This is a genomic window from Nonomuraea insulae (assembly GCF_042656245.1).
Genome location: NZ_JBHSPA010000024.1, coordinates 125,064 through 131,466, shown reverse-complemented (window position 1 = coordinate 131,466; position 6,403 = coordinate 125,064). Strand labels below are relative to the sequence as shown.

Sequence of the window (6,403 nt, the reverse complement as noted above, 5' to 3'; positions counted from 1 at the left end):
CCCGGACGAGTACACCCTCAGCGCCTGATCGAACCAGTCACTGCAAAAGAGCTACACCCATTGGCGTTGACCCCGCACGGCGGGTACCTCGCCGGACGAACACGGCACGCGCATCGCCGGTGGCGACCTGCTGCGGTCCGGTGAAGGAAGAACCGGCCTCCGGGGCAGTGCGTCCGCGGTTGCCGCCGTCGGCGTGTCGTATATCGGCGGACGAGAGCCCGTGCGACCCCTTATTCGGGCGATCTGGTGATGTGCCAGAGTCCGAGGTCGGCTGGGCCGGTGGGGCTGACGTGCAGGCCGTGTTCGGCGAGTTCGGCCTTGAGCCCTTCAGAGCCGAGCACCCACCAGGCGTACTCGACGTCCACTTCCCCGGCCGGTTCCCCGTCCTGGAAGGCGCGGTAGGTCATGTGCCAGGTGACCTGCTCGGGCCCGGCGGGTTCGGCGCGGCCCCAGCCCTCGTACCGGCGCCGGCCGATGCGCAGCTCGGAGAATTGGGTGTGCGGGACGGTGATGGGTTCGGCCGGGGGCTGGAGGTTCAGCACGGCCCGGCCGCCGGGCAGCAGGCGTTCGGCCAACAGCTGCCAGATCGTGCGGCGCTCGGCGGGGTCGAAGTGGCCGATGACGTTCATCGCGACCAGCGTGCCCACGCGGGGCGGGAGCGTGGCCTGGAGCAGATCGCTGGGCAGCACGGTCACGCGGTCGCGCAGCTCTGGGTCCTCGTTGACCCTGGCAAGCAGGACTGCCCGCAGGCCTGGCGATGGCTCCACGGCGAAGACTTCCGCCTGGGGGATGGCCCGCGCGATTACCCGGGTGCCGTGGCCGCCGCCGGCTCCGACGTCCACGACCGGTCCGGGGGCTCCGCGCAGCGCCTCGGCCAGCACGGGGTCCAGCGCCGTCCAGGCCGGGGCGAGCATGACGTCCACGAACTCGGCGGAGCGCTCGTACTGGTCCGTCATGCGATCACCTGAACCACGGGTCTCTTCCTGGATGCAGGGTGAGGCTTCATGCGCTTTCCTCCAGATTCAGTACGGGGGCGAACGGATCGTTGTAACAGGTCCACGCCGCGGCGCCCGGCAGGAGGTCGCCCTGGTCGATGAGGCAGGAGTCGAGCAGGGCGCGGATGCGTTCGCGGTCGATGTCAGGGCCGGTGAAGACCAGGTGCTGGACACGGTCGCCGATGATCGGGTTCCAGTCCAGGGCGGCGGCGGCCCGGCGGGTCGGGGAGATCAGATCCCAGGCGGCCTCGGGTAGCGCCGCCAGCCACGGCCCGGCGTCCGCCACGGAGACGACTCCGGCGACGGCGTCCCAGGCCAGCATGTGGTCGTGCCGGTTGGCCAGCCAGAATCGGCCGCGGGAGCGGATCGTGGTGGTGACGAGCTCGTCCATGGCGTCGAACAGGCGTCCGGGGTGGAGCGGGCGCAGCCGGTGCCAGACGAGCGTGGTGACGTCGCCGGTCTGGCTGGCGGCCGGGAGCTGGGCGGTGGCGGGATCGACGCGTTCGGCGAGTGCGTGGATGTCCAGCGTGGGGCCGATGGCGTCGGGGGTGGTGACGATCGGCGCGTGCGGGGCCAGGTGGGACAGGACGGTGGCCGACAGTTCGGTGTCCTCGGCGTCGCCGCCGTGCAGGGACAGGCTGGTGGCGTACTCGATCTGACGGGCCAGCACCTCGGCGAGGTGGCGTCGATCGCCGGTCACCGCGGCGTGACCGGTCTGGGCCAGTCGGTCGCCCCGGCAGATGTCCAGCGGCATGTGCTTGGCGTCCAAGGCCGTGTGCACGCAGGTCAGGCGGAGCTGGGCGGCACGGGCCAGCGCCTCGGCCACCAGGCGCGGCTCGACCGAGTCCCACAGGTCGATGATCAGCAGCGACGCGTCGGCGGCATGCCGGAGGAGATGGGAGAAGAGATCATCGCGGACGGTGCGGGTGACGTAGTGGTGCACCAAGCGCACCTCGGCGCGGTCCAGGACGCCGGAGGAGCCGCGCACCACGCGCTCGACGCGGCCCGGGGCGATGGTGTGATGGACGGCGACGGCTCCTGGATGGTGGCGCAGCAGCCGATCGACGGCGGCGGCCCGGGCACGGCCGTACAGGCCCCCGACCAGGGCGACGGGAATGGGCACAGGACCCTCCAGCGACATAATGAAAATCATTCTCGATATCGTGGCGTATGTGGTCAAGCCGGGCTGGAGAAACGATTTACTCCAGTGGCGACGGTGTGGTCATGTGGTGGGGCGTGAGGCGTAGGGGAGCAGGGCCATCTCGCGGGCGTTTTTGATGGCTGTGGCGATCAGGCGCTGCTGCCGCACGGTGACGCCGGTGATCCGGCGGCTGCGGATCTTGCCCCGGTCGGAGATGAACTTGCGCAGCAGGGCGGTGTCCTTGTAGTCGATGCGGGCGACGTGCAGGAGCGGGTTGGGCTTCTTGCGCGGGGTGCGGCGAGTCTTCATGCGTTCTCCTTGATGAGGAGGGGGGCGAACGGGTCGTCGTAGCGGGTCCAGGTGTCGGCTCCGGCGCGTTCCTCCTGCTCGGTGAGCAGGCAGGAGTCGAGGAGTGCGCGGAAGCGGGCGGTGTCGAGGTCGGGGCCGGTGAAGACCAGGTGCTGGACGCGGTCGCCGCGTTCGGGGTCCCAGTCCAGCTCGGAGGCCAGACGGCGGGCCGGGGAGACCAGATCCCAGGCGGCCTCGGGCAGCGCGGCCAGCCACGGGCCCGCGGCTTCGACCGAGATGACGCCGGCGACGGCGTCCCAGGCCAGCAGTTCATCCGGCCGGGTGGCCAGCCAGAAGCGGCCGCGTGAGCGCACCGACTCGGTGACCAGCTCGTCGATGGCCTCGAACAGGCGGGCGGGGTGCAGCGGGCGGCGACTGTGCCAGACGGTGGTGACGATCTCGTCCGTCAGGGTGTCGCCGGGCAACTGGGCGGTGGCGGGGTCCACGCGTTCGGCCAGTTCGCCGACGCACACCCGGGCGCTGGTGACCGGTGGCAGGGAGTCGACGGCGTGTACCGGGGTGAAGGGGGCCAGATGGGTGAGCACCCGCCGGGACAGCTCCCGGTCGTCCTCGTCGCCGCCGTGCAGCACCAGGGCGGTCGGGTATTCGAGCTGACGGGTCAGGACCTCGGCCAGATAGCGCTGGTCGCCGGCGGCGGCGGGTTTGCCGACGTCGCGGAGGCGGTCGCCGCGGGTGAGGTCGTCGGGCAGGGCCGCGGCGTCGAGCGCGGTGAGTACGGCGGTGAGCCGCAGGGTCTCCTGGGCTTCGTCGCAGCCGATGGCCTCGGCCACCGATCGGGGTTCCACCGAGTCCCACAGGTCCACGATCAGCAGGGTCGCGCCGGGGGCCCGCAGGACGAGGTGGGGGAGCAGGTCCTCGCGCACGGTGCAGGTGACGCAGCCGTGCGCGAGCCGCAACTCGGCCGTGTAGAGCACGCCGGTGCTGTCCCGGACGTTGCGTCGGACGCGATCGTGGGTGATCTCGGTCAGGTCGTGGTGCAGGGCGATCGAGCCGGGATGTTCGACGAGCAGCCGTTCGACGGCGGCGGTGCGGGCGGTGGCGTGCAGGCCCGCGACGAGGACGACCGGGGTTGGCACGGGGCCTCCAGGAGTTGAGATGAAAACCGTTTTCGTTATCATGGCACACGTCCACAAGTGGAAAGGAACCGTTTTGGCCAGGAATGAGGTGCGCCCCGTGATCAAACTCCGATCGACGGCGGGCACCGGCTACACGTATGTGACCAGGAAGAGCCGCCGGAACACGCCCGACAGGCTGACCCTGCGCAAGTACGACCCGACCATCCGCCGGCACGTGCTGTTCCGGGAGGAACGATGAAGAAGGGCATCCACCCCGGCTACCGCCCGGTCGTCTTCCGCGATCCGGGCGCGGACGTCGCGTTCCTTACCCGCTCCACCATGACGAGCGACAAGACGATCGAGTGGACCGACGGCAACACCTATCCGGTGGTGGACGTCGACGTCTCCTCTGCCAGCCACCCCTTCTACACCGGCCGCAACCGCGTCCTGGACACCGCAGGGCGCGTCGAGCGGTTCAACCAGCGCTACGGAAGGAAATGATGTCCGCGCACTGCCAGCTCACCGGCGTCAAGCCTGTCTTCGGCAACAACGTCTCCCACTCCCACCGCCGCACCCGCCGGCGCTGGAACCCCAACATCCAGCACCGCCGCTACTGGCTGCCGAGTGAGGGCCGCTTTGTCCGGCTCACGCTCAGCGCCCGGGCGATCAAGACGATCGACCGGATCGGTATCGACCGGGCTCTAGCGCAGATCCGCGCAAGAGGAGAGAAGATCTGATGGCCAAGAAGAGCAAGATCGCCGCAAACGAGCGGCGCAAGGCTGTGGTCCAGCGCTACGCCGCGCGCCGCACCGAGCTAAAAGAGATCATCCGCACCGGCACCTCGCAGGAGCAGGCCGAAGCCGTCCGCGCGCTGGCCCGCCAGCCACGCGACGCCAGCGCCACCCGCATCCGCAACCGCGACACCGTCGACGGCCGGCCCCGCGGGCACCTCACCAAGTTCGGCCTGTCCCGGGTGCGCTTCCGCGAGATGGCCCACCGCGGCGAACTGCCCGGCATCACGAAAGCAAGCTGGTAGCCGTGGCCGTGCCCAAGCGCAAGACCTCGCGCAGCAACACCCGCCACCGCCGCAGCCAGTGGAAGGCGACCGTACCCGACCTCGTCCCGATCACCGTGAACGGGCGCGAGCTGCTCGTGCCCCGCCGCCTCGTCCGCGCCTACCAGCGAGGCTTGATCACCGTCGATTGAGATGACCCGGCCACCGGGCTCCTGTCGTGCATGGAAAGCCGGGCGCGGCGGCACGGCAGGATGCCTGGTGGCCGACACCGATCGACGTCACAGGCTTCTCGCTAAGCGGGGGTCCCCGTTCCGATGGGTGAGGTGGCGTCCAGGTCGTCCAGCACGACGTCGACCTGCAGGGCGTCAACACCTGGGGATTCGACGGGTTGCGCCGAGTGGACGCCGATCTCTATGACTCCGCCCGGCGCGGCGCTCGTGACCACGACGTCAGCCAGGCCGAAGCGCAAGTGCGCGCCGCAGAGCGGGAGTCCGAGACCATCCGCGACGAACCGGCTGTGATCCAGCGAGAGACCAAGCGACGCGCGGACTTGCCGCCAGAGCGGCGGGTGATCGAGCAGGCGGCCCGCGCCGAGCATGCCGAGCGCGAGCGCCGAGCGGTCGAGGACGACCGACTCCCAGGGCACGCGACGCAAGTGGCACGCCAGCGCGAACGACGCGATCCCGTACGTCCCGCGCCAAACCGGGAACCCGACCTCGACCGGGGTGCCGATCGCTGATGCGCACAGCCGCGCCACCGCCAAAGCGACTTCCATGAACGGGGACCCACGACCAACCCCTATCTCCCGAGTTGGAGGTCCCTGTCGAGGTCTGGTCAGTTGGTGCGGCTGTGCAATTATCCCGTTGCCTATGCTTGCGAAGTCGGTCGCCAGCAGGACACCCGGCCGCATCATCGGGGGCGAGCATCACGCAGCAGACCATCCGCGAAGGGAGCACACCTGCGTACGCTGGGCCGACTCGCCAAGGATGGCGTTCGGATCCGCGCTGTGGAATACCCCGCGTACACGGGCCGGACGCCACGTTGGCGGTGTGCTGGCAGCTCTCGCCCGGAACACCCTCGCGCACGGGGCTGACCCCAACTGCGAGGCGCTCATGCTCCGCACCGGCGGAACACTCCCGCATGCGCGGGACCGACGAAAGCGGATGACCACCGGGGGCCGGGCGTCTAGGAACACCCCGCGTGCGCGGGCCGACAGCGGCACGCCCGGCGGCCGGGGGGCTGAGCTGGGAACACCCCCGCGTGCGCGAGGCCGACAGGAACCGCAACCGTCTCAGTTGTCACAGAGAAGGAACACCCCCTCGTGCGCGGGGCCGACGTATCCCCCGTACCGACTCGACGTCCCACCCGAGGAACACCCCCGCGTGCGCGTGGCCGACGCGCCGGTGACCAGGTTCGAGGGCTCTCTTCGACTACGATCTGCTCGTTGGCGCGCAGCGCGATGTGGTGCTCGGTGGGGATCACGTAGGCGCGGGCGAAGAAGGTAGTGATTTGCGCCTTGTGCAGGTGGCCGGCGACGGCCCGGTCTCCTTGGACGGCCATGACGGCGTGGATGTGAGGCTTGCCGTCGATGATCTCGCCGGTGGCGGTCATCTCGGCTGGGAGAGGGTAGCTGGAGTAGGTGTGCGCGGTGGCGTCGCCGGCGGGGTTGGTGGACACGGTGAAGCCGTCGACGGCGCCGATGAGGGCGACGATGGCGGCATAGGTGATGCCGTGTTCGGCGGCTTGTTCGGTGATGGATTCGATGAGTTCGGCGTTGCGGACTTCTAGGACGTGCATGTCTTCCCCCCTGCTCAGAGTCGAGCTGCGT

Annotated in this window: 11 protein-coding genes; 5 read left to right on the top strand and 6 right to left on the bottom strand. The window is 69.9% G+C overall.

What is annotated here, in order from left to right; genetic code table 11:
- Nucleotides 1-230: 230 nt before the first annotated feature.
- The 4 genes from ACFPZ3_RS21080 to ACFPZ3_RS21065 all read right to left on the bottom strand — a co-directional run bounded on the left by ACFPZ3_RS21080 (nucleotide 231) and on the right by ACFPZ3_RS21065 (nucleotide 3,581).
- Nucleotides 231-956 (bottom strand): class I SAM-dependent methyltransferase, encoded by a 726-nt coding sequence (locus tag ACFPZ3_RS21080; protein WP_379515882.1) that lies wholly within the window; start codon nucleotides 954-956, stop codon nucleotides 231-233.
- Between the two features lie 46 nt (nucleotides 957-1,002).
- On the bottom strand, nucleotides 1,003-2,118 hold the full coding sequence (locus ACFPZ3_RS21075; RefSeq protein WP_379515881.1) for a GTP-binding protein: 1,116 nt from the start codon (nucleotides 2,116-2,118) through the stop codon (nucleotides 1,003-1,005).
- Nucleotides 2,119-2,217: 99 nt separating this feature from the next.
- On the bottom strand, nucleotides 2,218-2,445 hold the full coding sequence (rpsR, locus tag ACFPZ3_RS21070) for a 30S ribosomal protein S18 (protein WP_379515880.1): 228 nt from the start codon (nucleotides 2,443-2,445) through the stop codon (nucleotides 2,218-2,220).
- Nucleotides 2,442-3,581 (bottom strand): CobW family GTP-binding protein, encoded by a 1,140-nt coding sequence (locus tag ACFPZ3_RS21065; RefSeq protein ID WP_379515879.1) that lies wholly within the window; start codon nucleotides 3,579-3,581, stop codon nucleotides 2,442-2,444. The genes rpsR and ACFPZ3_RS21065 overlap by 4 nt, the downstream gene beginning before the upstream one ends.
- 73 nt (nucleotides 3,582-3,654) lie before the next feature.
- Here ACFPZ3_RS21065 and rpmG point away from each other — a divergent pair, with 73 nt between their 5' ends.
- The 5 genes from rpmG to rpmF are packed head-to-tail and all read left to right on the top strand — an operon-like array spanning nucleotide 3,655 to nucleotide 4,766.
- Nucleotides 3,655-3,819, top strand: coding sequence for a 50S ribosomal protein L33 (gene rpmG / locus ACFPZ3_RS21060; protein ID WP_364382251.1), 165 nt, complete (start codon nucleotides 3,655-3,657; stop codon nucleotides 3,817-3,819).
- A complete protein-coding gene (locus tag ACFPZ3_RS21055) occupies nucleotides 3,816-4,061 on the top strand; it encodes a type B 50S ribosomal protein L31 (RefSeq protein ID WP_379515878.1) in 246 nt (81 codons plus the stop codon). Before rpmG ends, ACFPZ3_RS21055 begins: the two co-directional genes overlap by 4 nt.
- Nucleotides 4,061-4,297: a 50S ribosomal protein L28 gene (gene rpmB / locus ACFPZ3_RS21050; protein ID WP_379515877.1), complete on the top strand. Its 237-nt coding sequence runs from the start codon at nucleotides 4,061-4,063 to the stop codon at nucleotides 4,295-4,297. The genes ACFPZ3_RS21055 and rpmB overlap by 1 nt, the downstream gene beginning before the upstream one ends.
- A complete protein-coding gene (rpsN, locus tag ACFPZ3_RS21045) occupies nucleotides 4,297-4,596 on the top strand; it encodes a 30S ribosomal protein S14 (RefSeq protein ID WP_379515876.1) in 300 nt (99 codons plus the stop codon). The genes rpmB and rpsN overlap by 1 nt, the downstream gene beginning before the upstream one ends.
- 2 nt (nucleotides 4,597-4,598) lie before the next feature.
- Nucleotides 4,599-4,766, top strand: coding sequence for a 50S ribosomal protein L32 (rpmF, locus tag ACFPZ3_RS21040; RefSeq protein ID WP_379515875.1), 168 nt, complete (start codon nucleotides 4,599-4,601; stop codon nucleotides 4,764-4,766).
- Between the two features lie 101 nt (nucleotides 4,767-4,867).
- Here the strand turns inward: rpmF and ACFPZ3_RS21035 are convergent, their stop codons facing one another.
- Complete coding sequence (locus ACFPZ3_RS21035; protein ID WP_379515874.1) at nucleotides 4,868-5,350, bottom strand: hypothetical protein; 483 nt, start codon at nucleotides 5,348-5,350, stop codon at nucleotides 4,868-4,870.
- Between the two features lie 410 nt (nucleotides 5,351-5,760).
- A complete protein-coding gene (locus ACFPZ3_RS21030; RefSeq protein WP_379515873.1) occupies nucleotides 5,761-6,372 on the bottom strand; it encodes a PCC domain-containing protein in 612 nt (203 codons plus the stop codon).
- Nucleotides 6,373-6,403: the final 31 nt, after the last annotated feature.